The following is a 25386-nucleotide window of genomic DNA, read 5'->3' on the forward strand; positions in this document are numbered from 1 at the left end:
GGTTACGCCTTGGTGCGCTTGCGGTAACGGACTTTGGCGGGTCTGGCGAGTTGCACCACCATCTTGGAATGGTCGTTGCGGTAGCTGTCGGCGGGCTGCGCCATTTCGAACTCGTACTCGCGCAACAGCACTGAGAAGATCGCCTTGATCTGCATGGTCGCGAAGGCGGCGCCGACGCAACGGTGCCGGCCCGCGCCGAACGGGATCCAGGTCCACCGATTGGCCGTGTCGGCCTGCTCGGGCTTGTTGTAGCGGTCCGGCTTGAACGCGTCGGGGTCGGGGAAGTCCTCGGGAATCCGGTTGGAGATCGCCGGGGAGGCGGCGACGAAATCGCCCTTGTGGATCGGGAAGCCCTGCACTTCGAACTCGCCCTGGGCGACTCGCATCAAGATGATCAGCGGCGGGTGCAGGCGCAGCGTCTCCTTGACCACGTTGTCCAGCTTCGGGATCTGGCGCAGCGCATGGAAACTCACCTCCTGGCCGTCGGCATAAAGCTCTTCGAGCTCGGCCAGCACTTCGGCGTAGACCTCGGGATGGCGGATCAACTCGATCAACGTCCACGCCGAGGTACCGGAACTGGTGTGGTGCCCGGCAAACATCAGCGAGATGAACATGCCGGTGACTTCGTCGGCGGAGAACCGCGGGTTGCCTTCTTCGTCCTTGATCGAGACCAGCACGTCGAGCATGTCGCGGTCGCGCTTGTCCTTGGGGGGATTGGCCAGCCGCTGGTTCATGATTTCCTGCACCAGGCCAACGAGTTTCACGCGCGCTTCGTCGCGGCGTCGGAAGCTCTCGATCGGCAGGTACGGGTCCACGTAGCACAGCGGGTCGGTACCGCGTTCCAAGTCGTGGTAGTACTCGGCGAATCGGTGATCAAGTTGTTCGCGGAATTTCAGCCCGATCAGGCACGCCGTCGAGGTGTAGATGGTCAACTCGGCGAAGAAGTCGAGCAGTTCGATCTCACCTTCGTCGCCCCAGTCGGCGATCATCTTCTTGACTTCGCCCTCGATGGTCGCCGCGTGGCCTTTCATCTGTTCGCCGCGCAGTGCGGAGTTGTGCAACATCTCCTTGCGCCGCTCCGGGCTGGCGTCGAACACCACGCCCTTGCCGAAGATCGGCGTCATGAACGGGTAGGCCTCGGCCTGGTCGAGATCCTCGTCGGCCGAGCGGAAGAAGAACTCGTTGGCTTCTGCGCCGGAGAGCAGTATGACGTGCTTGTCGACCAGTTGGAACCAGCCGACGTCGCCGCATTCCTCGCGCACGCGCCGCATCAGACCGATCGGGTCGGTGCGGAACTCTTCGAGGTGTCCGTGTTCTTCTTCGCCGCCGGATACCCGCGGCACGACAGTAGTGCTAGTCATTTGACGGCATTCCCTCCTCGCCCAAAGCGAGCTTCTGGCGTTCCTTGACCGCCGCCAACGGCGCCTCGGGCTGCAACTCCATGTTGGCGATGAAACCCCCACGTGGTGTTTCGGCGACGAACGTGATCGCCCGCGCCAGGTCGGATGCGCGCAGGAAGTAGTCGTGGCGCGCCTGGCCCCACTTGGCCCAGTCCTCGAGCGCTGGTCCGATCAACTCAGCGGGCAGGCTCCAGCCCATCGCGGTCTTCGTCGGCCCCGGGTGCACGATCGACGCCCGCACCCCAGTGCCCTCGAGTTCCATTTGCAGGTTGGTGACCATGGCCAGCAGTCCGGCCTTCGCGGCGCCATATGCACCCATGTGCGGACGCTGCCGCAGGGCGACATCGGACCCTACGAAGATCAGGTCCCCGCGCTGACGCTCGACCATGCCGGGCAGCACCGCGGTGGTCAACCGGTTGGCCCCGATCAGGTGGATCTGAATCTGCTGTTCGAACGCCTCGGTGTCGATCTCGTGCAACTTTCCGAAGTAGGTGTCACCCGCACCGGTGACGAGAAGTTCGATGTCGCCAAGCTTTTCGGTGGCCTGACGCACGAACTCCGTGACGGATTCGGCGTCGGTGACATCGAGTGGCAAAGCGATGGCCTCGCCGCCGTCGGCCTGGATTTTGTCGGCGATCTCCTGGCACTTGTCCACCCGGCGGGCGCCGAGCGCAACCGGAAAGCCATGAGCGGCGAGCTCAACCGCCGTCGCCGCACCAATGCCCGACGAGGCGCCCGCGACGATCGCCGGTCGACGCGCAGGATGTGGTTCGAAACGGGGCATCTAACAGACCTCCAGGGTCATGGGCAGGTGGGCGAACCCACGGACGTTACTGGAATGGACACGAACGGAATTGGCCTCGTCAACCTCGTATCCCTTGATGCGTTTGAACAACTCGGTCAGCGCCACCCGTGCCTCCATGCGGGCCAGGTGCGCGCCCAGGCAGAAGTGCGCGCCGCTGCCGAAACTCAGTAGCTTCGAGCCGATTTCACGCCCGATCAGGTACTCGTCGGGGCGGTCAAAGGCTCGCTCGTCCCGGTGCGCCGAACCCGGCAGCAGGAGCAGGACGTCGCCCTCGGGAATGGTGGTGTCGTAGAGGGTCAGCTCGCCGGAGACGGTGCGGGCCAGGATTTGGCTAGAGGTGTCGTAGCGCAGAGTTTCCTCGACCCACAGCGGAATTCGAGACAGGTCGGCGTAGACGGGTGTCAGTTGGTCCGGGTTCTTGTGTCCCCAATATGCGGCGTTGGCGAGCAGTTTCGTGGTGGTCTCGTTGCCGGCGATCACCATCAGGAACATGAAGCCCAGAATCTCGTCATCGGTGAGCCGGTCGCCGTCGATCTCGGCTGCCAGCAGCGCCGACGTCAGGTCGTCGGTCGGCGTCTTGCGGCGCTCGGCGATCATGCCCTGGTAGTACACGATCAGGTTGATCGATGCTTCGATCGCCGCGGGAGGGACGTCGGTGACACCGTCATCGCGGTGCATGACGCCGTCCGCCCACGCGCGAACCTGGTCTCGGTCCGCCTCGGGCACGCCCATGAGCTCGGAGATGACGTCCATGGGTAGCTTGCCCGCGAATTCATTGACGTAGTCGACCGTGCCGGTGCCGGCCTTTTCCAGCATGACCTCGAGGTGGCGGTGGGCGATCTCGGTGACGCGGGGCTCGAGCTCGCGAATCCGCCTGGGCGTGAAACCCTTTGAAACCAGGGTGCGCAACCGCAGATGCTCCGGGTCGTCCATCGCCAGGAAGGACATCGTCTTGGCGGCGTGTGGCCCGCGCGACGCGGGATCCAGGGACACGCCGTAGCGGTTCGACAAGGTAGTGCTGTTGCGAAATCCCTGATGCACGTCGCTGTGTCGCGACACGGCCCAGAAACCTAGGTCCGCGTTGTGGTAGAGCGGCGCCTCGTCTCGCAACCGGCGGTAGTACGGGTACGGATCTTCGTGGAAGTCGTAATCGTAAGGGTCCAGGACCAATTCGTGGTCGCCAAGGTGTACGGTCACGCCTTGCCTCCTTGGGCACTCTGGGCTTTCTGGGCTCTTTGGGAATCAGCGCCCGCCAAGATGAGGTTCACCACGTCGGCCAACCGGTCCGCAATGTCGTGGTAGGTGAATTCGCCGCTGCCGGCCTGCACGAGCGCCCCAAAAAAGGCCATCTCGAGTGCGGACACAGTGCCGGGCGCGGCGTCGGGCCCGATCGCTGATGCGATACGGCGGTGGATCTCCGCTCCGATCCGGTCACGTGCGGCGGCCACGGCGGGGTCGGCGCCGCCGCCGAGCAACGCCGCGGTGCAGGCGGCGGCGACCTCGGGCTCGTCCGCGACCACCAGCGCCAGGTGGCGCAGCGCCTGATCGACCCGGACCGGCATCGGCTGGTTCACGTCGGTGAAGAACGGAACTCGGCGAACCAGATCGAGGTAGACCTCGGCGATCAGGTGGTTCTTCGACGAGAAGTAGGTGTAGGCGGTCGCGGGGGCCACCTTGGCGCGGGCCGCCACCATGCGCACTGTCAGATCGGCGTAGGAGTTCTCGCGCAGCGTTTCCATGCCGGCGGCCAGCACCTTGCGGAAGGTCTCCTCCTGGCGCCGGTTGCGTGGCGCGTCGGTAACCGCTGCATCGCTGGACACATGTCCAAGTTAGAGGAAGGCGGGGACGTCTAGCAAGGCCGCTCACTGAATATGCAGGTCGTCGAACTGCTATGAGCCACTGGCGGCTGACGTGCCATATCCGTGCTTGCACCGAAAGCGAGCCCGCGGCTATGGTTCGAGAAGTCGATATCGGACAAGTGTCCATTGGATTGGGGGCAGGTATGACGTTGCTGGCCGGCGGTGTGAGCGCACTGTTCATCGACGGCAAGCTCTCCGAAGGTCGCGCAGGCACCTTCCCGACGGTCAATCCGGCCACCGAGGAAGTGCTCGGCGTTGCCGCCGATGCCGACGCCCAGGACATGGAGCGCGCCATTGAGGCCGCCCGGAGGGCCTTCGACGACACCGACTGGTCGCGCAACACCGAATTGCGGGTGCGGTGTGTTCGGCAGCTACGCGAGGCGATGCAGCAGCACGCTGAGGAGCTGCGCGAACTCACCATCGCCGAAGTCGGGGCGCCGCGAATGCTCACCGCCGCCGCGCAGTTGGACGGTCCGGTCGACGACCTGGCGTTCTCCGCGGACACCGCGGAGTCCTACGCATGGACGCAAGACCTCGGTCAGGCAGCGCCGATGGGAATCCCCACCCGGCGGACCATTGTCCGCGAGGCCGTCGGCGTGGTCGGCGCGATCACCCCGTGGAACTTTCCGCACCAGATCAACCTCGCCAAACTGGGACCGGCGCTTGCCGCCGGCAACACCATCGTCCTCAAACCCGCCCCCGACACACCGTGGTGCGCTGCGGTACTCGGTGAGATCATCGCCGAGCACACCGATTTCCCGCCCGGGGTTGTCAACATCGTCACCTCGAGCGACCACGGCGTCGGTGCCTTGCTGGCCAAGGATCCTCGGGTGGACATGATTTCGTTCACCGGCTCGACGGCCACCGGCCGCAGTGTGATGGCTGACGCCGCCGCCACCATCAAGAGGGTCTTCCTTGAGCTGGGCGGAAAGTCGGCATTCGTGGTGCTCGACGACGCGGATCTCGGCGGTGCCGCAGGGGTTTCCGCCTTCACGGCTGCCATGCACGCGGGCCAGGGCTGCGCGATCACGACCCGGTTGCTGGTGCCGCGGGCCCGCTACGACGAGGCCGTCGCCATCGCGGCGGGCACCATGTCCTCGATCAAGCCCGGTGATCCCAACGACCCGAGAACCATATGCGGACCACTGATTTCGGCGCGGCAGCGGGATCGGGTGCAAGGCTACCTCGACCTGGCGATCGCCGAAGGTGGGACGTTCGCGTGCGGCGGCGGCCGGCCGGCCGACAAGGACGTCGGCTTCTTCATCGAGCCCACCGTGATCGCCGGTCTGACCAATGACGCGCGTCCCGCCCGCGAGGAGATTTTCGGGCCGGTACTCACGGTGATCGCCCACGACGGCGACGACGACGCGGTGCGCATCGCCAACGACTCGCCATACGGTCTGTCGGGCACGGTGTTTGGGGCAGATCCTGAGCGAGCGGCGCGGGTGGCTGCCCGGCTGCGGGTGGGAACAGTCAACGTCAACGGCGGCGTCTGGTACTCCGCCGACGCGCCATTCGGCGGCTACAAGCAGTCCGGCAACGGCCGTGAGATGGGCGTCGCGGGGTTCGAGGAATACCTGGAGACCAAACTCATTGCAACGGCTGCGAATTAAGGGAGATCGGTGTGGGACAGTTCGATAACAAGGTAGCCATTGTCACCGGTTCCGCCGGTGGCATTGGCCAGGCATATGTCGAGGCACTGGCCCGTGAGGGCGCCGCGGTAGTCGTCGCCGACATCAACGCCGACGCGGCCGAGGGTGTGGCCAAACAAATCAACGCCGACGGCGGAACGGCCATCAGCATTCCCGTCGACGTGTCAGACCCCGTGTCAGCCAAGGCAATGGCGGATCGCACGCTGGCCGAATTCGGGGGTATCGACTATCTGGTCAACAACGCCGCAATTTTCGGGGGCATGAAGATCGACTTTCTGCTCACCGTCGACCCCGAGTACTACCGAAAGTTCATGAGCGTGAACATGGACGGCGCGCTGTGGTGCACGCGCGCGGTATACAAGAAAATGGCCAAGCGCGGCGGCGGGGCGATCGTCAACCAGTCGTCCACGGCTGCTTACTTGTACGCGAACTACTACGGCCTGGCCAAGGTCGGCATCAACGGCTTGACTCAACAGCTTTCGCGGGAACTGGGCGGACAGAACATCCGGGTCAACGCCATCGCGCCGGGCCCCATCGACACCGAGGCCAACCGGACTACCACGCCCAAGGAGATCGTCGACGACATCCTCAAGGGTCTTCCGTTGTCGCGCATAGGTACTCCAGATGATCTGGTGGGAATGTGTCTATTTCTGCTGAGTGACCAGGCGTCCTGGATCACCGGGCAGATCTTCAATGTCGACGGCGGACAGATCTTCCGCCCATGACTGACGCTGCAACGCCCCGCCTCGGATACATCGGCCTCGGCAACATCGGCACTCCAATGGCCAAGAGGATGGCCGAATGGCCCGGCGGGCTAACGGTCTACGACGTACGACCCGAGGCTATGGCGCCGTTCGCCGAACGCGGCGCAACGTTGGCCGACAGTATCGCCGACATCGCTGCTACCGACATCATCAGCATCACCGTGCTCAACGACGAGCAGGTACGCAACGTAGTTGGTGAGCTGGCATCGCACGCTAAGCCGGGAGCCATCATTGCGATCCACTCGACGATCAGCGACACGACCGCCGAAGAGCTCGCGCGCGAGTTGCAGCCCCAGGACATCCATGTCATCGATGCGCCGATCAGCGGCGGTGGGCGTGCCGCGCGCTTCGGTCAACTCGCGACGATGGTCGGTGCCAGCGATGAGGTTTTCGCCCGGGTGAAAGAACCCTTTTCCCACTGGGCGGAATTGGTCGTGCACGCCGGGCCTCCCGGCGCGGGGACTCGAATGAAGGTGGCTCGCAACATGCTCACCTTCACGACGTATGCGGCAGTGGGGGAGGCGTGGAAGCTGGCCGAAGCCGCCGGGCTGAACCTGCAGGACCTCGGCAACGTGGTGCGGCACACCGACAAGTTGACCGGCGGTGCCGGGTCGATCATGTACCGCGATGACACCAAAGATCTTGAGCCGGGTCACTTTTTGTATGACGGATTCACGCACACGCGTGAGCTCGGCGAAAAGGACCTACGTTTGGCGCTGGCGTTGGCCGAGTCCGCTTCCATTGACTTACCGCTGGCTAGGCTGGCCCTCGAGCGGCTTGCGCCCAACCTTGGTGTGCCGCGCGCCGACTCCGGCCAGAAGGAACAGGAGGATTCGTGATGGACGAGTTGCGCCGCAAGGGCCTGGAGAAGATGAACGAGGTCTACGGCTGGGAGATGCCCAACGTCGAAGGCGATCCGTATTTCGACCTGACCGTCGACCACCTGTTTGGCTCGATCTGGAGCCGGCCGGGGTTGTCGATGCGGGACAAGCGCATCATGACACTGACCGCCGTGACGGCCGCCGGAAGTCGGGACTTGGCCGAAATCCAAATCAACGCAGCCCTTTTGAATGGCGAACTTACCGAGGACGAGCTGAAGGAGATGGCCGTCTTCCTCACCCACTATCTCGGGTTCCCGCTGGGTTCGGCGCTCAACGGTGCGGTCGACACCGTCGTCAGACGCCGCAAGAAGGCTGCGGCAAAGGGCGCCGAAGAGGACAAGAAGGCCAACGTGGAGTCCGCGCTCAAGCTGCACGCCGGAGAGAAGCGGGAGTAACCCTATCCCGCGAGCAGACGCAAACTTGTACGTGGAAAGGCATTTTCGTACAAGTTTACGTCTGCTCGCGGTCGGATCAGTAGGGTCGGGCACCCGCCGGCATCACGTATTCCGAGATGGGCGCCGACTCGCCATTGACGGTGGTGCCACCGTTGATGATGCCCGGCGCCATGTCCAACATGTACTGCGGGAACCCGAATGTCGGTGCGGTGAGGGCGTCCAGGTGGGCGATTTCGTCCGCCGTGAGGTTGACGTCGACCGCGCGAACGTTCTCTTCGAACTGCGAAATGCGGCGCGCGCCAATGATTATGGACGTGACGGCCGGGCGTGCCAGCAACCAGGCCAGCGCGACGCTGGACACGCTGGAGTTGTGCGCCCGGGCGATGAGTTCGAGTTCGTCGATGAGCGCGTAGGTCGCCTCGTTGAGGACGCTGTCGACCAACGCGCCACGTCCGCCCTGCTGCTGACCGGCATTGGCCCGCGTGTACTTGCCGCTGAGCAAGCCACTCTTGAGCGGCCCCCACGGCGTGATGCCGAGGCCGAATTCGCTTGCCATCGGGACGAGTTCTCGTTCAACGGTGCGTTCAAGCAACGAGTACTCGATCTGCAATCCGATGAATGACGACCACCCGCGGAACCGTGCGATGAGGTTGGCCTCCGCGATCTTCCATGCCGGGGTGTCCGAAACCCCGAGGTAGCGCACCTTGCCCGCCCGTACCAGGTCGTCGAGGGCGGCCATCGTCTCCTCGATCGGTGTGTGCCTGTCCCACAGGTGCAGCCAGTACAGGTCGATGTAGTCGGTTTGCAGGCGGCGCAGCGAGTTCTCGCAGGCGTTGATCACCGCTTTGCGACCGGAGCCGCCACCGTTGGGATCGCCGGGGTACAGGTTGCCGCTGAACTTGGTCGCGATCACCGTGCGATCGCGGCGGGCCGGGTGGCGCCCGATGTGGTCGCCGATGATCTTCTCCGAGTGGCTTCGGGTGTAGAAGTTTGCGGTGTCGATGAAGTTGCCGCCGATTTCGAGGTACCGGTCGATGATCTGTTGGGATTCCTCGACGCTGGTGCCCCAGCCGAGGTCTTCGCCAAAGGTCATCGCGCCCAGGCACAACCGGCTGACGCGTAGACCGGACCGACCGAGTGTCACGTATTGATCCAGAGACATGGGAGGCTCTTTCTGGTAGATTGTTCAAACATGCGATTGTTCATAAATAAACTAGTTCATGACTGAACGATCTGGCAAGTCGATGTCTGAAGTCGATCCGGCCAAGATCTGGTCGCTGAACCACCGGCTACTGTCGTCAGTCATTGCCAGCGTCCAAAGCGAGATGGGTGCGCTCGGGCTGGAGGCCAAGGAACTCTTTGTGCTCGCCGAGATCGACGAGCATCCGTACCCGGCCGAACTTGCGGTGGCACTGACCATGCCCAAGGCCACGGTCACGCTCTACCTGAAAAAGCTCGAGTCGGCGGGGTTCGTGCGCCGCGAGATCGATCCGACCGATCTGCGCCGGCATCGCCTGCTGCTCACCGACAACGGGCGGCAAGCGGCTAACGAGGGCCTTGCGCTGCTCGCCAACGAATTCGACAAGCGGCTCTCCCGCCTTGGCCCCGCCCAGCAAAAAGAGCTGAAAAACCTGCTCGAGGAGATCGTCTAAGGCATTGCGGCTAGTCTGACGTGCTGTGCGCGTCCTGGTGATCGGTTCCGGTGCCCGTGAACATGCCCTGCTGTTGGCCTTGAGTAAGGATCCGCAGGTCACGGGCCTCGTCATTGCGCCCGGCAATGCCGGCACCGCCCGACTGGCCGAGCAGCGCAATGTAGACATCACCAACGCCGACGAGGTCGTGGCGCTGGCGCGCGACGTCTCCGCCGACCTCGTGGTGATCGGTCCGGAGGTGCCGCTGGTCCTCGGGGTTGCCGACGCCGTGCGGGCTGCCGGCCTCGTGTGCTTCGGGCCCAGCAAGGCCGCGGCGCGCATCGAAGGCTCCAAGGCGTTTGCCAAGGAAATCATGGCGGCGGCCGGCGTGCGCACCGCCCGCAGTGAAATCGTGGACAATCCGGCCCGTTTGGACGAAGCGCTCGATCGCTTCGGACCGCCCGCCGGTGACCCGGCCTGGGTGGTGAAAGACGATCATCTGGCCGCGGGCAAGGGTGTGGTGGTCACACCGGACCGCGAAGCCGCACGTTCACACGCCGCCGGTCTACTCGACACCGGTCATCCGGTGCTGCTGGAGTCCTTCCTCGACGGTCCCGAGGTCTCGCTGTTCTGCGTGGTCGACGGCGAGACCGTGGTGCCGCTCCTGCCCGCGCAGGACTTCAAGCGGGTCGGCGAAGGAGACACCGGACCCAACACCGGTGGCATGGGCGCCTACGCACCGCTGCCCTGGCTGCCCGACGACGTCTATCGGGAAGTGGTCAGCCAAATCGTCGAACCCGTTGCGGCCGAGATGGTTCGGCAGAGCAGCCCATTCAGCGGACTGCTCTATGTCGGTCTGGCGATCACCGCGAAGGGCCCGGCGGTGGTCGAATTCAATTGCCGTTTCGGGGATCCGGAGACGCAGGCGGTGTTGGCCCTGCTGGAGTCGCCGCTCGGACAACTGCTGTATGCGGCCGGCGCGGGCAAGCTGGCCGAGTTCGGTGAATTGCGCTGGCGAGATGGCGCGGCCGTCACGGTTGTGGTGGCCGCCGAGAACTATCCTGGGCGGCCACGGGTCGGAGACACCGTCATCGGCTCCGAGGCCAGTGGAGTGCTACACGCGGGCACCGCTCGGCGTGACGACGGAGCCATCGTCTCTTCCGGCGGACGGGTGCTGTCGGTGGTCGGTACCGGTGCGGATCTCGTCGAGGCGCGCGCACAGGCGTACGACATCCTGCGCTCGATCAAGTTGGCCGGCAGTCATTTTCGAACGGACATCGCGCAGCGGGCAGCCGAAGGCAAGATCAGCGTCTAGCTCCCGCTAGCTCCGCGGGCCAGAGTGAGTTGCGGGCACACACAAAGCCAGTAGCCTTGCCGACACGATGCTCGCGCGTGTGTAGGAGGCAGTGTGCTGGGAGCTGTGGCCGGTGTGTGACTATTTTTCGTCGGATTCTGCTGTGGCGCAGTACGACGACTACGGGTCGGGATTCGACGACTTGCCTGACACATTCGGAAAGCGCCCAAGGCCCAACGCACTTGGTGTCGTGATCTTAGTCCTGATGTTGGCTTTTGGGGTCGGCACGGCTGTCTCTTCCTGTTTCAAGTCTCGGGAATTCGAGAGTGAAAGTCGGGCGCGGGCGGCGTCAGACCAGCGATGCAAGGAGATTCAGCCACTTTTCATAAGACTGGTCAGGTGGCATGGCGCGCTACTTGCCAACCCCGACGAGGTCAAGATGCTTGGTCAAGAATTGTCGGTCGACGTAGAAGTAAAGCGTGACAGCGTCGACGGGCTCGGACCCTACGAATCTGTCCTGGTCGCCGACCCGGACCGGCCGGGCGACAATAAGCAGCTATTTCGCCTAAATGGCCTCAGCATGGGGGGGTACTACGACCCCTGGGCGCAGTGCAAGCCAGCCTACTGACTAGTGCAATGCGCCGGCGCCCCAGCACCGTTCAGGCTGCGTCGCAAACTTCGCACCGAAGGGGCCGGCGCATAGGAGAACCTGAGCATCGCCACCGGGGATTCGTCGGGTCCGGTGTGGGTGAGCGCGTGGAATGCGCACTGAAGTCGTTGCAGGGGAACAGCGAAACCCGAAGACAGTTCGCGCAATTCCACACCGCTACGGGCATACAGGAAAACGGGTGTGATCGGCTGGACCGAAAGGCCTAGCTCCTGGGCTGTTATCCAGACGGCTTCCATCGCCGAGCCGCCCCGTGCGTAGTCGGTCAGCGTGTCGCCCTGGACCGTCACCATGCCCAAGCCGGAGCTGGCGCAGATCCGGTCGTGGGTGTATTTGCCTAGCGCGCTTCCGCTTCCCCACTCCGCCAGCTTGCTGACCACGTCATGGCGCTGAGCGATTTGGAAGTTGGACAATTCGGCAGGGTTCATCTCGAGGCTGCGCACGTCTATCCCCGATTCCGCGGGGTCTTGGTCTTCCGCAGGCCAGCGGACCTCCGACAACATTTCGGCGTGCATGCGTGGTGTCAGGTATCGGATGCGGTCTGTCTTGGCCAGAATCGTCGCGACCTTTTCAATGGCGTTCCGGTCCGTCAGTAGCTCCAACCGAGCGCCTTCGGCGACCGCGGCCGCATGGACTGCTGCGGCAATCTCCTCGTCGAGGGCGGCAAGTGTGCCGAGATGACGATTGGTCTCGCGCTGCAGCATCGGCTCATACAGCTGAGCGAGTTCCGGATCACTGCCATCTTGCAGTCGCATTGTTGCGGAAAGGGGGAATTCGCCGTCGGTTTCGGATATGTGCACCGGACCGAGGAGTCCGACGGTCGCTGCAGCCACCTTGGCGTTGAACAATGCGGAGCCGACCGCGACCGCGCTCGCGCGGAAGCCGATATCCAAGGTTGCCGTGCGCTCGGGCCTGAGCCGGATGGTCACCGACCTCGGCTCCGCTTCGATCTGCCACGGTTGCATGTTCGCCACGGAAGGTGCGCGTTGCGCCGCGGCCGCAATGATGGCGGGAAGCTCAGGCGCCAACGGAGAGGCGGGCGCGGGGTGTTCTTCGATGGGTGGTGCGGGAGCACCGGGCGTAGCAACAGGCTCGGCGATCTGATCGAGTGCGCGTGCAACATCGATACGGATTCTGCCGGACGGAAGGCTCTCACCGAGGCCGATTCGCCGTACGGCTTCGGCGACCGCGGCCGCGCCGAGCGCAACGTCGCCGGCCAATTGTGGCCACGCCGTTATGGTTTCGTCGACCTCTAGCAGTGATGCCGCAGCTCGGGTGGACAGTTCCGAGACTTTGACGATGCGCAGAACGTAGGGATCTTTATCAAGATAGGGGCCTTCGTCCAGCAGGCCGTGGAGAAGACCGCGGGAGGGATCCAGGTCGAATCGCTCGACGTCGAGCACACCTTGGTCTCCGGTCGGCATCAGGACCGGTATCTGCAAGGCGCGGGCCGCCTCGCGCAACTGCGTTTTGGTCTCTAGCGAATCGCTTCCATCGACGACGACGTCGAGTCCGTCCAGAAACAAGGTCAGGGTGTCCGGGGAAAGGACGGATCGCACGAGCTCGACAGGCAAGTATGGGTCGAGTTCGGCGATTCGCCGTGCGGCTACGACAGCCTTGTTCATCCCCAGGTCGAAGACCGTTGCCGGCACCCGATTCAGGTCAGACAGGTCAAGGCTATCGGAGTCGGCGAGTCGAAGCTGTCCGCACAACCCTTCTGCGGCAAGGAGGTACGCGATGACATGACCCGCACCCATGCCAATGACACCAACCCGGAGTCCGGACAGTTCGTGCTGCTCCTCGGTCGTGATGAGATTGCGGTTGCGGTCGAGGCGCAGCGTCTGAAACGGCCGGCGCGCAAGGATGCTGATCAGGGTGTGGCGCCACGGGTAATACGCCCATCGCTTTGACTCTGCAAGCACGTAGGGTTCGAATGGCGGTAGCAGGCGACGGGCGCTGGCCACCTGGTCCTTCCACCTGTCGATGACGACGGTGCGGGGATCGGCGCGCAACCGGGCCAGTGCGCGCCGGCCGTCAACGTCGCGCGCGTTGAGAATGACTGCAGCGCAGTAATGGTCATCGTAAGAACAATGAGTTGCGCTATTCACGGCCAATCCATTGTAGTGTCCGACACTGCACCTGCTGGTGCGATACCGTACGACAGATTCGCTTGGGGGACAATAGATTTCTGCAAGACTTTGGCGAGGGAAAATGGACGAAGAGGTGTTGTCGTCAAAAGGCTTTACATGCAGCCATTTGTGGCATATTGCGCGTGTAAAAGAGTTGGACAGTGGTTTGTGGTTGTTCAGAATGCGGCAGCCTGGCCATCGCGGCGTGGATCGCTGGCCGCAACATATCCGTCATCGAGTCGCCAGATCGCCTGACAGCTACCGAACTGGTTGTAGTCGTCGACCTCGACCAGATCGTGTCCGCGTCGGCGTAACTCATCGAGAGTCGCAGGCGGAAAACCCCTTTCGCAGCTGACCTGTAGACCTTGCACCCAACGGAAGCGGGGGCCGTCACAGGCCGCCTGCGGGTTCTGGCCGTAGTCCGCGATACGGACCATCAGCTGGACGTGACCCTGGGGTTGCATCTGGCCGCCCATCACGCCGAAGCTCATCACCGGTGCGCCGTTTCGGGTGACGAAGCCCGGAATGATCGTGTGAAAGGGACGCTTCCTGGGGCTGGCCTGGTTCGGATGTCCCTGTCTGGCAGAGAAATCCGAGCCGCGGTTTTGTAGCGAGATACCCGTTCCCGGCACCACGACCCCAGAACCAAAGCCCATGTAGTTCGACTGGATCATGGAGACCATCACTCCCGACGCGTCTGCGGCCGTGAGGTAGACGGTGCCGCCTTTCGGAGATCCCGCCGACGCCGTCTTTGCTTGCTTGGGATCGATCAGCTCCGCTCGCTGGCGCAGGTAATCCTTGGTCAGGAATTGTTCGGGCGGGATCGGCATGTGGTCGATGTCGGCGACATACGCTTGCGCGTCGGTGAAGGCGAGCTTCAGCGCCTCAATTTGCAAATGCACACTGTCCGCGGAATCCACTGTCCACGAAGACATGTCGAACTTCTCAAGTATCCCCAATGCGATCAGCGCGACGATACCCTGGCCGTTGGGCGGAATCTCATGAATGGTGTAGTCGCGGTACTGGCCCGCTATGGTGCCGACCCAGTCGGCGCGATGTTCTGCCAAGTCGCTGACACGCATCGCACCGCCGTGGGCGGCGGCGTGCGCCTCCATCCGCTCTGCCAACTCGCCGCGGTAGAACGCCTCACCGCCGGTGGCGGCGATCTTCTCCAGCGTGGCCGCGTGGTCGGGCAGGGTGAACAGCTCGCCGGGCCTCGGTGCTCGCCCGTCACGCAGGAACGCTTCGGCGAAACCGGGTTGGCTTGCGAATATCGGCACCTGCGCAGCCCATTGGTCCGCGACGGTCGGCGAGACGAGAAACCCGTTGCGGCCGTAAGATATTGCCGGCTCGAAGAGTCGTTCGAACGGAAGTTTCCCGAACCTGGCGTGCAGTTCACGCCAGGCCGACACCGCGCCAGGAACGGTCACCGAGTTCCAGCCGAACAGCGGAACGCCTTGGTCACCAAAGTACTCCGGAGTCCAGGCCGCCGGCGAGCGTCCCGACGCATTCAGTCCGTGCAATTGCTTGCCGTCCCAGACGATGGCGAAAGCGTCCGATCCGATGCCGTTGGAAACCGGCTCCACCAGGGTCAGCGTGATGGCGGTGGCGACGGCGGCATCGACCGCGTTGCCCCCGTCGGCGAGCATCCGCAGACCGGCCTGCGCGGCCAGCGGTTGGGAGGTGCACACCACGTTGGCCGCGAGGACGGGCATCCGCGGCCAGGCGTAAGGGAAGCTCCAATCGAAGGGCATGCCCACGCAGGTGAGCGTAACGCTCGCGGCGAAGAGCCCTAAGCCGTCAGCAGTGGCGCGATCCAGTCCAGCTCTGCCGGCAATTGCGAGCTCCAGAAGGCGCCGTTGTGTCCGCCGGGTGAAAACCCGCCCGCGGGCGGATTGGGCAGTTGAGCAATGAACTGCTTGGTCGCCGAATAGAACGGGTCGCTGTCGCCGCAGTCAATGCGGATCGGAATTGACCCCAACGCCGGCATGCCCCACACCGAGTTCGCCGCGTAGTCGTCGGCCCCGTCAAAGGCGCCGGGTGCCGCCGCTCCCGCGGACGTCCACAGTGCCGGGCTCACCGCGCAGATCGCGGCGGTGCGTCCCGGGCCCAGGCGGCCGCCGAGCAGCAGTGCCCCGTACCCACCCATCGACCAGCCGAGGAACGCCACCCGGGAGGTGTCCAGGTTCTGGCCGGCCAGCATTGGGATGAGCTCGTTGAGCACCATCGCACCGGAGTCCTCGCCGGAGGCCCGCCTGTGCCAGTAACTGCCACCGCCGTCGACGGCGACCACCGCAAATGGGGGTAGTCCGGCGTCCACCGCCTGCGCCAGGCCCTGCTCGACGCCGCCCGCCATGACGGTTGCCGCGTCGCTGCCCTTGCCGTGCAGCGCGATGACCGGACGCAGTGGTTTGGTCTGGCCGGGTGGCCGAGCGATGGCCCAATTGGTGGTGATTCCGCCGCGCGCGGCCGACGCGAAAGACCCTGTCACCATCGTCGGCGCGGCTTGAGCGGGTGGCGGCGGATCGAGCGGCCGTGTCGGCGCCAATGGAACGTTTGTACCAGTCCGCGGCATCGGCGCAGCCTCTGACGTGCGAGGCTGAAACAGCACGTCGAGTGCATATGCGCCGACCGCACCGCATGCTGCGCTGGCGCCGAGGCTCAGCACGGCACGACGACTGACGGGAGGCATGCGGGCCATCATGCCATGTCCGTTTCTCGAAAATGGCAATGCAGTACCACTTTGACTGGCAGCATAAGCAGGCGTGACAGCAGCAGTTACTCCAAAAGGAGAACGTAGGCGGTACGCGTTGGTGAGTGCCGCCGCAGAGCTGCTTGGCGAGGGCGGGTTCGAAGCGGTGCGCCATCGGGCGGTTGCCCGACGGGCTGGCCTACCGTTGGCATCCACCACGTACTACTTCTCGTCGCTCGACGATTTGATCGCCCGCGCGGTCGAACACATCGGGATGATCGAGGTGGCGCAGTTGCGGGCGCGGGTTAACGCCCTGTCCCGCCGGCGACGTGGCCCTGAGACCACCGCTGAAGTGCTGGTCGACCTGCTCGTTGGAGATGTCGTTTCCGGTCCGGGGCTCGCTGAGCAGCTGATATCGCGATATGAGCGTCATATCGCCTGTACCCGTCTTCCCGCATTGCAGGAAAGCATGCGGCGCAGCCTGCGCCAGCGGGCGGAGGCGGTGGCCGAAGCCATTGAGAGGTCAGGACGGTCGGTCCACATCGAACTGGTGTGCACCCTGATCTGCGCCGTCGACGGCTCGGTGGTCTCCGCGCTGGTCGAAGGGCGGGATCCGCGCGCCGCGGCGCTGACGACGGTGGTGGACCTGATCGACGTGCTGGCGCCCGTAGATCGACGGCCGGTCCGGCTCGTCTCAGACGGGGAGGTCGGCAACGTCGGCAACGGAAACGTCGGCAACGTGGGCACCGACACCGTGCCGATCGTGTGAGTGCACTCGGCTGAGACGTGATCGGCCACTCATGGCCGGTGCCCGCGCGCCGTAAGCTGTGATTCCGTGAGCATTCCGAACGTGCTGGCCAGCCGCTACGCCAGCGCCGAGATGGTGGCGATCTGGTCACCGGAGGCCAAGATCATCGCGGAACGGCGGCTGTGGCTGGCGGTACTGCGTGCACAGGCCGAACTGGGCGTGGCGATTCCGCCCGAAGCGATCGCCGACTACGAGCGGGTGCTCGAAGACGTCGACTTGGCATCGATCGCGAACCGCGAACGAGCGCTGCGCCACGACGTCAAGGCCCGCATCGAGGAGTTCAACGCGCTCGCGGGTCATGAGCAGGTGCACAAGGGCATGACCAGCCGTGATCTCACCGAGAACGTCGAGCAGTTGCAGATCCGACGCTCGCTGGAGCTCGTCTTCTCGCACGGGGTCGCCGTGGTGGCGCGGCTGGCCGAGCGGGCGGTCGCCTACCGCGACCTGGTGATGACCGGTCGTAGCCACAATGTGGCGGCACAGGCCACCACCTTGGGCAAGCGGTTCGCCTCGGCCGCGCAGGAGACCTTGGTCGCGTTGACCCGGCTGCGCGAGCTGATCGACCGCTACCCGCTGCGCGGCATCAAGGGCCCGATGGGCACGGCGCAGGACATGCTCGACCTGCTGGGCGGTGACAACGCCAAGCTGACCGAACTCGAGCAACGGGTCGCCGAATTTCTCGGCTTCACGCTGGTCTTCCACAGCGTCGGGCAGGTCTATCCGCGCTCGCTGGACCACGACGTGATATCGGCGTTGGTGCAACTCGGCGCGGGGCCGTCGTCGCTGGCGCACACCATCCGATTGATGGCCGGGCACGAACTCGTTACCGAAGGATTCGCGCCGGGGCAGGTCGGCTCGTCGGCGATGCCGCACAAGATGAACACCCGCAGCTGCGAACGAGTAAACGGCCTGCAGGTCGTGCTGCGCGGCTATGCCTCGATGGCCGCCGAACTGGCCGGGGCCCAATGGAACGAGGGCGATGTGTTCTGCTCGGTGGTGCGCCGAGTGGCGTTGCCGGACAGCTTTTTTGCCATCGACGGACAGATCGAGACGTTCTTGACGGTGCTCGACGAGTTCGGTGCCTACCCAGCGGTGATCCAGCGCGAGCTGGACCGCTACCTGCCGTTCCTGGCCACCACCAAGGTGTTGATGGCCGCGGTGCGCGCCGGCATGGGCCGCGAACAAGCGCACCACGTCATCCGGGAGCATGCGGTGGCCACCGCCCTGGCGATGCGCGAACACGGTGCCGAGCCCGACTTGCTGGATCGACTAGCCAAAGACCCGCGGCTACCGCTGGGTCGAGACGCGCTCGACGCCGCGCTGGCCGACAAGAGGGCGTTCACCGGCGCCGCCGGCGATCAGGTCGACCAGGTCGCCGCGCTGGTGGATGCTCTGGTAAGTCGCTACCCAGAGGCCGCAAAGTACGCCCCGGGGGCGATCCTGTGACTCTTGCCGGTTCACTCAGAGACATCGACTTCACTGATCTGGACAACTTCGCCAACGGATTTCCGCACGACTTGTTCGCGGTCCATCGCCGTGAAGCCCCGGTGTATTGGCATGAGCCGACCGACAACACCCCGGACGGCGAGGGCTTTTGGTCGGTGGCCACCCACGCCGAAACCCTTGAGGTGCTGCGTGATCCGGTGACCTACTCGTCGGTCACCGGTGGGGACAGGCCGTACGGCGGCACGTTGCTGCAGGACTTGGCCATCGCGGGCCAGGTCCTCAACATGATGGACGACCCCCGGCACTCGCAGGTTCGGCGACTGGTCAGCTCCGGCCTGACGCCACGAATGATCCGCCGCGTCGAGGACGACCTGCGCGCCCGGGCGCGTCGACTGCTCGACGACGTGGTGCCCGGCCAGCCGTTCGATTTCCTCGTCGAAATCGCGGCTGAACTACCGATGCAGATGATCTGCATCCTGCTGGGAATTCCTGAGTCCGAACGACATTGGCTGTTCGAGGCGATCGAGCCACAGTTCGACTTCGGTGGCTCCCGCAAGGCGGCACTGTCGCAGCTGTCCGTCGAAGAGGCCGGCTCGCGGATGTACGCCTACGGCCAGGAGTTGATCGCCGCGAAGCGCGCCAACCCTACCGACGACATGCTGTCCGTGGTGGCTAACGCGCTGGCTGAAGATGCGGCAGAAACGGATTCCCGCATCCTGTCCGACCTCGAGGTCTACCTGTTCTTCAGTCTGCTGTTCAGCGCCGGCGCCGAGACCACCCGCAACGCCGTCGGCGGCGGGCTGTTGGCGCTTGCCGAGCATCCGGACCAATTGCGGGCGCTGCGAAGCGATTTCGACCTGCTCCCCACGGCGGTGGAGGAGATCGTGCGGTGGACATCGCCGTCGCCGTCGAAGAGGCGTACTGCCACCCGCGGCATCACCCTCGGCGGACAGCACATCGAGCCGGGTCAGAAGGTACAGATCTGGGAAGGATCGGCGAACCGCGACGAGCGCGTGTTCGACCGCGCCGACGAGTTCGACATCACCCGAAAGCCCAATCCGCACTTGGGTTTCGGTCAGGGCGTGCACTACTGCCTGGGGGCCAACCTGGCTCGACTGGAACTGCGGGTGCTCTATGAGGAACTGCTGTCGCGATTCGGCGCGGTGCGGCTCGTCGAGCCCGTCGAATGGACGCGCAGCAACCGGCACACCGGCATTCGGCACCTCGTCGTGGAACTCGACGAGGCTTAGCGGCTTAATGGCCGTCCGGCTCGCCGAAGTCGAGCCGTCACCCGATATCTTCGCCGCGGTGATGGCAACCGGCATCCTGTCGATCGCGGCCAATATGCATGCCTTCCATTGGATCAGCGACGCGCTGGGCGTCTTGGCCACGCTCGGTCTCCTCGTCCTCGTCGTGTTGGTGCTCGGGACCCGGGCCGTCACGAAGTGGGACTTGGCGGATCCCGACGTCACTTTGCGGTTGTTCACCTTCGTTGCCGCATGCTCGGTCCTGGACAGCCGGTTGGCTCGGATCAGCTTGGTGGTGCTGTCACTTGGTGTGGTCGCGCTGTCTGCGTGGCTGGTGCTGGCGGCCCTCTCGGCCCGCAATATGTGGGTTCATCGGTGGGTGCCGTTACGAGACCACGCGCACGGTGCGTGGGAGTTGGCCAGTGTGGGGACATCGGGTTTGGCCATCGTGGCCGCGCAGGTGGCTCGGCACACGCCACAGCACTGGGCGTTCGGTGTGGCCGTGCCGGCCTGGGTGCTGGGGCTGGTCGTCTACGGCCTGATGACCTGGTTGATCCTGTGGCGCACGTTTGAGGAACGCCCCGACGGATTCGCCCCCGACTCGTGGATTCTCATGGGCGGGTTGGCTATTGCAACTCTGGCCGGCGACGGCATCCATGCGCTCGCACCCGCCTGGCTGGCGCCGGCCATCAAGGGAATCACCGTGCTGACCTGGGTGGCGGCCACCCTCTGGATACCGCCGTTGGTCTACTTCGGCCTGCAACGCATCAGCCGGCGCCCGTCCACGCTGCAGTTCGCCGGCGTGTGGTGGGCGATGGTTTTCCCATTGGGCATGTATTCGGCGGCGACCGCCGCCACGGCGGCCGAACTAGGCCAGCGGCCGTTGACCACCGTTTCGCTGGTCTTCTTCTGGGTCGCGCTGGCGACGTGGGTCATCGTGGTCGTCGCCGGATTCCGTCGACTGTTCAGAATTCAGGCACCCTGATCCCGGCCGCCCGCAATTCGAGCGCCGCCAACCCGTGGATGATCACCGGATCTTCGTGCCGCCACCCGCCGACCGGATCCGCGCTGACGGCGGCGAGCTTGGCCGGCGACCGGTTCGCCAGTGCCCGCAGCGCCAGCAGTTGTTGCCCGGCCGGCGTGGCGGCCAGCGCCGACACGATCCATTTCCGACGGAAGAAACGCACCCGCAGGAAGAGCCACGGGCCGCCGACCGTCAGGATCGGCGTCGCAGCCACCGCGATCGCCAGCACCCACGCCAGCCAACTCGCCGTCGTCGCCAGGTCATGTCCGGCGCCGGCGATGTCGAGGGCGGCGTCGCTGGCCGCGGTGAGCGGTTTGCTCACGGCATCGCCTACCAGCGGAATGTTGTGGGCGCCGTGTCCCGCCGAGGCCAGGTTGCCGGCGACGCCGTTCGAGCCCGCCTCGACCTGGCGACCGGCCTCGGCGATCATCGAGATCGCCTCGTGGACCGCTAGCCCGACGAAAACCCAGATGATCGTCCACACGGAGACGGTGATGTCGCTCATCAGCTGGACGAACAGTCGGATGGGTCTGGTGGAGTAAGGCAAGTACCGCGTCATAGGGCTGATCCCAGCACAGGCCCGCCGTGGGCGTGGCCGATACGCTGACCCGATGCGCCCCGCACTGTCCGACTACCGACATCTGGCCAGCGGCAAGGTCCGCGAGATCTACGAAATCGACGACGACCATCTGTTGCTGGTCGCCACCGACCGGATCTCGGCCTACGACTACATCCTGGACAGCACCATCCCCGACAAGGGCCGGATCCTGACCGCGATGAGCGTGTTCTTCTTCGCCCTCGTGGATGCCCCCAACCATCTGGCCGGCCCGCCCGACGACCCGCGGATTCCCGACGACGTGCTGGGGCGCGCGCTGGTGGTGCAGCGGCTGGAGATGCTGCCGGTGGAGTGCGTGGCTCGGGGCTACCTCACCGGTTCTGGACTGCTGGACTATCAGGCGACCGGGCAGGTCTGCGGCATCCCGTTGCCGCCGGGTCTGGTCGAGGCCAGCAAGTTCGCCGAACCGTTGTTCACGCCGGCGACGAAGGCCGAACTGGGCCTGCACGACGAAAACATCTCGTTCGACCGGGTCGTCGAATTGGTAGGCGAGCTTCGCGCCAACCAGTTGCGTGACCTTACCCTGAAAATCTATGTGCAGGCCGCCGACCACGCGCTGAGCAGGGGAATCATCATCGCCGACACCAAGTTCGAGTTCGGGACCGACCGCGACGGTAATCTGCTGCTGGCCGACGAAATCTTTACTCCTGACTCCTCGAGGTATTGGCCCGCCGCGGAATACCACCCGGGAGTGGTGCAGACAGCGTTCGACAAGCAGTTTGTGCGCAACTGGCTCACCAGCCCGGCATCCGGCTGGGACCGCGGCGGTGAACTGCCACCGCCGCCACTTCCCGACGACGTCATCGAGGCCACTCGGGGCCGTTACATCGAAGCCTACGAACGCATTTCGGGTTTGCGGTTCGACGACTGGATTGGCCCGGCCGCATGAGCGAACCGGCTGTACCACCCGTCGCCAAGCGTGTCGAAACCCGTCGGGAACATCACGGCGACGTCTTCATCGACCCTTACGAATGGCTGCGCGACAAGGACAACCCCGAGGTCATCGCCTATCTCGAAGCGGAGAACGACTACGTCAATCAGGTCACCGCTCACCTCGAACCCTTGCGGCAGAAGATCTTCGACGAAATCAAGGCGCGCACTAAGGAAACCGACCTCTCGGTACCGACCCGCCGCGGCGACTGGTGGTACTACTCGCGCACCTTCGAAGGAAAGCAGTACGGCGTTCATTGCCGATGTCCAATAGCGGGTCCCGACGACTGGAACCCGCCGAAGTTGGACGAGGACACCGAGATTCCCGGCGAACAGGTCTTGCTCGACGAGAACGTCGAGGCCGACGGACATGACTTCTTCGCCCTCGGCGCGGCCGGCGTCAGCCTGGACGGCAACCTCTTGGCCTTTTCCGTGGATGTCGTCGGCGACGAGCGATACACGCTGCGGTTCAGGGATTTACGCACCGGACAGAACTATCCGGACGAGATCACCGGGATCGGTGCCGGGGTAACCTGGGCCGCCGACAACCGCACCGTCTACTACATCACCGTGGATGAGGCCTGGCGCCCGGACACCGTCTGGCGGTATCGGCTTGGTGCGCAGAATTCGTCGGAGCAGGTCTATCACGAACCCGATGAAAGGTTTTGGCTTGCCGTGGGGCGTACCCGCAGCGACGCTTACATCTTCATCGCCGCCGGCTCCGCCATCACCTCCGAGGTGCGCTACGCGGATTCGACTGACCCGCAGGCGCAATTCACCGTCGTATTGCCGCGCCGCGACGGCGTCGAGTATTCGGTGGAGCACGCGGTCGTCGGCGGCCAGGACCGGTTCTTGATCCTGCACAACGACGGCGCGGTGAACTTCACGCTCGTTGAGGCGCCGGTCGAGGATCCGACCCGACAGCGCACCTTGATCCCGCATCGCGACGACGTCCGCCTCGACGGTGTCGACGCGTTCGCCCGGCATCTGGCGGTCAGCTATCGGCGTGAGGGCCTGCCCCGTATCCAGTTGTGGCCCATCAAGACTGACGGCGGCTACGACGAGCCGGAAGAACTCACCTTCGACTCCGAGCTGATGTCGGCCGGCCTGGGAGCCAATCCGAACTGGGACTCGCCCAAACTGCGCTTCGGGGTGGGATCGTTCATCACCCCGGTGCGGATCTACGACCTCGACCTGGTCACCGGCGAGCGCACCCTGTTGCGCGAGCAGCCCGTGCTGGGCGATTACCGGCGAGAGGACTACGTGGAACGCCGCGATTGGGCGTTTGCCGACGACGGGGCCCGGATCCCCGTATCGATCGTCCACCGTGCTGACATCGAATTCCCGGCTCCGGCACTGATTTACGGTTACGGTGCCTACGAAATGTGCGAAGACCCGCGGTTTTCCATCGCGCGGCTGTCCCTGTTGGATCGCGGCATGGTGTTCGTCATCGCCCATGTTCGCGGTGGCGGTGAGATGGGCCGGTTGTGGTACGAGCACGGCAAGCTGCTGGAAAAGAAGAACACCTTCACCGACTTCATCGCGGTGGCAAGGCATTTGGTTGACACGGGCCTGACCCGTCCGCAGCAGTTGGTTGCGATGGGGGGCAGCGCTGGCGGTCTGCTGATGGGGGCGGTGGCGAACATGGCGCCGGAGCTGTTCGCCGGGATCCTTGCCCAGGTGCCGTTCGTCGATCCGCTGACGACGATCCTCGATCCTTCGCTGCCGCTGACCGTGACCGAGTGGGATGAATGGGGAAACCCGTTGGCCGACAGCGATGTCTACGCGTACATGAAGTCATATTCCCCGTATGAGAACGTCTCGACCAAGCCGTATCCGGCGATCCTGGCCATGACGTCGCTGAACGACACCAGGGTCTACTACGTGGAACCGGCCAAATGGGTCGCCGCCCTGCGACACGCCAACAGCACCGGCAGGCCGGTGCTGTTGAAGACCCAGATGCACGCCGGTCACGGCGGAATCAGCGGTCGCTACGAGCGCTGGAAGGAAATCGCATTCCAGTACGCCTGGATGTTAGATGCCGCCGACTGCAACGACGGCGGCGGCTCCTAGAAAGACGGCCTCTTCGAGGCTGCGCAGCGACAGCCGCGTGGTCATCGACTTGGGCGGGTTGGGCATCCGGGCGGCGTAGACATTGGCCGGGAACATGGCCAGCATCAGTGCCAGCAGGCACACCGCCGCCGCGACTCGGGTGCTGGGCAGCAACAGGCCCACCGCCCCCAGGAGTTCGAGCACGCCGGTGATGGTGACCAGCAGACCGGGGGCGGGCAGCCGCGGCGGCACGATCGCGATCATGTCTCTCCGCATCGGTGGCACGAAGTGAGCCACACCCGTAAGTACGAACATGGCCGCCAGGCCGACGGCGACCACGTTGGTCCAGTTGTCGACATACGCGACGCCTAACCAACCGACGATGCGTGCGCCGATGCTGCCCAACAGCAGCGCGATGAGTGGTGCCATGAGAATCTCTCCAATCTAGACAGTGACAAGATCTGTCATCGCCCACGGTAGGCGGGCAATCTAGTCACTGTCAAGTTATGCCGGTATGCTGGCCTTATGAACCGCCCGACCTACCACCACGGCGACCTGCGGGCCGTCATCCTTGCCGAGGCCGCACGCCTGGTGGCCGAACGCGGCGCGGAGCGGGTCTCGCTCCGCGGATTGGCACGCGAAGCCGGTGTCTCACATGCCGCGCCGGCTCACCACTTCACCGATCGCCGGGGTTTGTTCACGGCGTTGGCGACGGAGGGTTTTCGAATGCTGTCCGAGGCTCTGGTGCGGGCTCGCCCGCGGTTCGCCGATGCGGCCCTGGCCTACGTGCGATTCGCGCTCGAGCATCCGGGCCACTATCAGGTGATGTTCAACCGTTCGCTGCTGGACGGCTCCGATCCGGAATTCGCCGCGGCCGAAGCCGCCGCCGCCGCGGAATTGTCACGTGGGGTGGAGACGTTGCGCGATCCCAACGCTCGGTCCGATCCAGCGGGGGCTCAGCTGGCGGCCTGGTCTCTGGTGCACGGGTTCTCGACGCTCTGGCTCAACGACGCGTTCAATGCCCAAGTGCGAGCGGCGGATCCGATGGACACTGTGAACCGGATCGCGGGGATGCTGTTCAGCGAATAGCGCGA

General features: G+C 64.7%; 23 protein-coding genes and 1 pseudogene. 14 read left to right on the plus strand and 10 right to left on the minus strand.

Going from position 1 to position 25386, the window contains the following annotated elements:
- Positions 1-2 precede the first annotated feature (2 nt).
- From BST27_RS08275 to BST27_RS08290, 4 genes are read right to left on the minus strand one after another with little or no spacing between them, the layout of a single operon-like run.
- Positions 3-1361 (minus strand): cytochrome P450, encoded by a 1359-nt coding sequence (locus tag BST27_RS08275; RefSeq protein WP_069419742.1) that lies wholly within the window; start codon positions 1359-1361, stop codon positions 3-5.
- Positions 1354-2184 carry an SDR family oxidoreductase gene (locus BST27_RS08280; RefSeq protein WP_069419741.1) on the minus strand — a complete coding sequence of 277 codons (831 nt, stop codon included), beginning with the start codon at positions 2182-2184 and terminating at the stop codon, positions 1354-1356. The genes BST27_RS08275 and BST27_RS08280 overlap by 8 nt, the downstream gene beginning before the upstream one ends.
- Positions 2185-3402: a cytochrome P450 gene (locus BST27_RS08285; protein WP_069419740.1), complete on the minus strand. Its 1218-nt coding sequence runs from the start codon at positions 3400-3402 to the stop codon at positions 2185-2187.
- Positions 3399-4025, minus strand: a complete 627-nt coding sequence (locus tag BST27_RS08290; RefSeq protein ID WP_069419739.1) for a TetR/AcrR family transcriptional regulator — start codon at positions 4023-4025, stop codon at positions 3399-3401. Before BST27_RS08290 ends, BST27_RS08285 begins: the two co-directional genes overlap by 4 nt.
- 182 nt (positions 4026-4207) lie before the next feature.
- On the opposite strand from BST27_RS08290, the gene BST27_RS08295 reads away from it, so the two are divergent.
- From BST27_RS08295 to BST27_RS08310, 4 genes are read left to right on the plus strand one after another with little or no spacing between them, the layout of a single operon-like run.
- Complete coding sequence (locus tag BST27_RS08295; protein WP_069419738.1) at positions 4208-5677, plus strand: aldehyde dehydrogenase; 1470 nt, start codon at positions 4208-4210, stop codon at positions 5675-5677.
- A gap of 11 nt (positions 5678-5688) precedes the next feature.
- Positions 5689-6441 carry an SDR family oxidoreductase gene (locus BST27_RS08300; protein WP_069419737.1) on the plus strand — a complete coding sequence of 251 codons (753 nt, stop codon included), beginning with the start codon at positions 5689-5691 and terminating at the stop codon, positions 6439-6441.
- Positions 6438-7319, plus strand: coding sequence for an NAD(P)-dependent oxidoreductase (locus BST27_RS08305; protein WP_069419736.1), 882 nt, complete (start codon positions 6438-6440; stop codon positions 7317-7319). The genes BST27_RS08300 and BST27_RS08305 overlap by 4 nt, the downstream gene beginning before the upstream one ends.
- A complete protein-coding gene (locus tag BST27_RS08310) occupies positions 7319-7756 on the plus strand; it encodes a carboxymuconolactone decarboxylase family protein (RefSeq protein ID WP_069419735.1) in 438 nt (145 codons plus the stop codon). The genes BST27_RS08305 and BST27_RS08310 overlap by 1 nt, the downstream gene beginning before the upstream one ends.
- A gap of 76 nt (positions 7757-7832) precedes the next feature.
- Here BST27_RS08310 and BST27_RS08315 read toward each other — a convergent pair whose 3' ends face one another.
- A complete protein-coding gene (locus BST27_RS08315; protein WP_069419734.1) occupies positions 7833-8918 on the minus strand; it encodes an aldo/keto reductase in 1086 nt (361 codons plus the stop codon).
- Positions 8919-9000: 82 nt separating this feature from the next.
- Between BST27_RS08315 and BST27_RS08320 the strand changes: the two genes are divergently transcribed.
- The 3 genes from BST27_RS08320 to BST27_RS08330 all read left to right on the plus strand — a co-directional run bounded on the left by BST27_RS08320 (position 9001) and on the right by BST27_RS08330 (position 11309).
- Positions 9001-9408: a MarR family winged helix-turn-helix transcriptional regulator gene (locus BST27_RS08320; protein ID WP_069419787.1), complete on the plus strand. Its 408-nt coding sequence runs from the start codon at positions 9001-9003 to the stop codon at positions 9406-9408.
- Positions 9409-9433: 25 nt separating this feature from the next.
- Positions 9434-10702 (plus strand): phosphoribosylamine--glycine ligase, encoded by a 1269-nt coding sequence (gene purD / locus BST27_RS08325; RefSeq protein WP_069419733.1) that lies wholly within the window; start codon positions 9434-9436, stop codon positions 10700-10702.
- 142 nt (positions 10703-10844) lie between these two features.
- Positions 10845-11309: a hypothetical protein gene (locus tag BST27_RS08330; RefSeq protein ID WP_069419732.1), complete on the plus strand. Its 465-nt coding sequence runs from the start codon at positions 10845-10847 to the stop codon at positions 11307-11309.
- Here BST27_RS08330 and BST27_RS08335 read toward each other — a convergent pair.
- The 3 genes from BST27_RS08335 to BST27_RS08345 all read right to left on the minus strand — a co-directional run bounded on the left by BST27_RS08335 (position 11303) and on the right by BST27_RS08345 (position 16181).
- Positions 11303-13456 (minus strand): Rv1355c family protein, encoded by a 2154-nt coding sequence (locus BST27_RS08335; RefSeq protein WP_069419731.1) that lies wholly within the window; start codon positions 13454-13456, stop codon positions 11303-11305. The two genes, BST27_RS08330 and BST27_RS08335, sit on opposite strands and share 7 nt — an antisense overlap.
- Before the next feature lie 197 nt (positions 13457-13653).
- The gene (gene ggt / locus BST27_RS08340; protein WP_139805068.1) at positions 13654-15237 is read right to left on the minus strand and encodes a gamma-glutamyltransferase; all 1584 of its coding nucleotides are present in this window, start codon (positions 15235-15237) and stop codon (positions 13654-13656) included.
- A gap of 32 nt (positions 15238-15269) precedes the next feature.
- A complete protein-coding gene (locus BST27_RS08345) occupies positions 15270-16181 on the minus strand; it encodes an alpha/beta hydrolase-fold protein (protein WP_069419729.1) in 912 nt (303 codons plus the stop codon).
- Between the two features lie 61 nt (positions 16182-16242).
- Between BST27_RS08345 and BST27_RS08350 the strand changes: the two are divergent.
- From BST27_RS08350 to BST27_RS08365, 4 genes and pseudogenes are all read left to right on the plus strand, one after another.
- Positions 16243-16854: pseudogene (locus tag BST27_RS08350) on the plus strand (TetR/AcrR family transcriptional regulator); the annotation flags it as partial.
- 150 nt (positions 16855-17004) lie between these two features.
- Positions 17005-18423 carry an adenylosuccinate lyase gene (gene purB, locus BST27_RS08355; protein WP_069419728.1) on the plus strand — a complete coding sequence of 473 codons (1419 nt, stop codon included), beginning with the start codon at positions 17005-17007 and terminating at the stop codon, positions 18421-18423.
- The gene (locus BST27_RS08360) at positions 18420-19673 is read left to right on the plus strand and encodes a cytochrome P450 (protein WP_069419727.1); all 1254 of its coding nucleotides are present in this window, start codon (positions 18420-18422) and stop codon (positions 19671-19673) included. The genes purB and BST27_RS08360 overlap by 4 nt, the downstream gene beginning before the upstream one ends.
- A gap of 7 nt (positions 19674-19680) precedes the next feature.
- Positions 19681-20655: a tellurite resistance/C4-dicarboxylate transporter family protein gene (locus BST27_RS08365; protein WP_069419726.1), complete on the plus strand. Its 975-nt coding sequence runs from the start codon at positions 19681-19683 to the stop codon at positions 20653-20655.
- Here the strand turns inward: BST27_RS08365 and BST27_RS08370 are convergent.
- Positions 20636-21253: a hypothetical protein gene (locus BST27_RS08370; RefSeq protein ID WP_069419725.1), complete on the minus strand. Its 618-nt coding sequence runs from the start codon at positions 21251-21253 to the stop codon at positions 20636-20638. The two genes, BST27_RS08365 and BST27_RS08370, sit on opposite strands and share 20 nt — an antisense overlap.
- Positions 21254-21305: 52 nt before the next feature.
- Between BST27_RS08370 and BST27_RS08375 the strand changes: the two genes are divergently transcribed.
- Positions 21306-22199 carry a phosphoribosylaminoimidazolesuccinocarboxamide synthase gene (locus BST27_RS08375; protein ID WP_069419724.1) on the plus strand — a complete coding sequence of 298 codons (894 nt, stop codon included), beginning with the start codon at positions 21306-21308 and terminating at the stop codon, positions 22197-22199.
- Complete coding sequence (locus BST27_RS08380) at positions 22196-24313, plus strand: S9 family peptidase (RefSeq protein WP_069419723.1); 2118 nt, start codon at positions 22196-22198, stop codon at positions 24311-24313. Before BST27_RS08375 ends, BST27_RS08380 begins: the two co-directional genes overlap by 4 nt.
- Here the strand turns inward: BST27_RS08380 and BST27_RS08385 are convergent.
- Positions 24275-24721 (minus strand): DoxX family protein, encoded by a 447-nt coding sequence (locus BST27_RS08385; protein WP_069419722.1) that lies wholly within the window; start codon positions 24719-24721, stop codon positions 24275-24277. The genes BST27_RS08380 and BST27_RS08385 overlap by 39 nt on opposite strands.
- A 96-nt stretch (positions 24722-24817) precedes the next feature.
- On the opposite strand from BST27_RS08385, the gene BST27_RS08390 reads away from it, so the two are divergent.
- Positions 24818-25381: a TetR/AcrR family transcriptional regulator gene (locus BST27_RS08390; RefSeq protein ID WP_069419721.1), complete on the plus strand. Its 564-nt coding sequence runs from the start codon at positions 24818-24820 to the stop codon at positions 25379-25381.
- The last annotated feature ends 5 nt before the right edge of the window (positions 25382-25386 follow it).

This window comes from Mycobacterium intermedium (assembly GCF_002086275.1).
Classification (GTDB): Bacteria; Actinomycetota; Actinomycetes; order Mycobacteriales; family Mycobacteriaceae; genus Mycobacterium; species Mycobacterium intermedium.

What these genes read in the sequence shown, in the direction of transcription:
- BST27_RS08310 (WP_069419735.1), top strand. Translation starts at nt 7,319, where the DNA reads ATGGACGAGTTGCGCCGCAAGGGCCTGGAGAAGATGAACGAGGTCTAC.
- BST27_RS08385 (WP_069419722.1), bottom strand. Translation starts at nt 24,721, where the DNA reads ATGGCACCACTCATCGCGCTGCTGTTGGGCAGCATCGGCGCACGCATC.
- BST27_RS08315 (WP_069419734.1), bottom strand. Translation starts at nt 8,918, where the DNA reads ATGTCTCTGGATCAATACGTGACACTCGGTCGGTCCGGTCTACGCGTC.
- BST27_RS08345 (WP_069419729.1), bottom strand. Translation starts at nt 16,181, where the DNA reads ATGATGGCCCGCATGCCTCCCGTCAGTCGTCGTGCCGTGCTGAGCCTC.
- BST27_RS08320 (WP_069419787.1), top strand. Translation starts at nt 9,001, where the DNA reads ATGTCTGAAGTCGATCCGGCCAAGATCTGGTCGCTGAACCACCGGCTA.
- BST27_RS08390 (WP_069419721.1), top strand. Translation starts at nt 24,818, where the DNA reads ATGAACCGCCCGACCTACCACCACGGCGACCTGCGGGCCGTCATCCTT.
- BST27_RS08305 (WP_069419736.1), top strand. Translation starts at nt 6,438, where the DNA reads ATGACTGACGCTGCAACGCCCCGCCTCGGATACATCGGCCTCGGCAAC.
- BST27_RS08370 (WP_069419725.1), bottom strand. Translation starts at nt 21,253, where the DNA reads ATGACGCGGTACTTGCCTTACTCCACCAGACCCATCCGACTGTTCGTC.
- BST27_RS08380 (WP_069419723.1), top strand. Translation starts at nt 22,196, where the DNA reads ATGAGCGAACCGGCTGTACCACCCGTCGCCAAGCGTGTCGAAACCCGT.
- BST27_RS08280 (WP_069419741.1), bottom strand. Translation starts at nt 2,184, where the DNA reads ATGCCCCGTTTCGAACCACATCCTGCGCGTCGACCGGCGATCGTCGCG.
- BST27_RS08365 (WP_069419726.1), top strand. Translation starts at nt 19,681, where the DNA reads ATGGCCGTCCGGCTCGCCGAAGTCGAGCCGTCACCCGATATCTTCGCC.
- BST27_RS08295 (WP_069419738.1), top strand. Translation starts at nt 4,208, where the DNA reads ATGACGTTGCTGGCCGGCGGTGTGAGCGCACTGTTCATCGACGGCAAG.
- BST27_RS08275 (WP_069419742.1), bottom strand. Translation starts at nt 1,361, where the DNA reads ATGACTAGCACTACTGTCGTGCCGCGGGTATCCGGCGGCGAAGAAGAA.
- BST27_RS08375 (WP_069419724.1), top strand. Translation starts at nt 21,306, where the DNA reads ATGCGCCCCGCACTGTCCGACTACCGACATCTGGCCAGCGGCAAGGTC.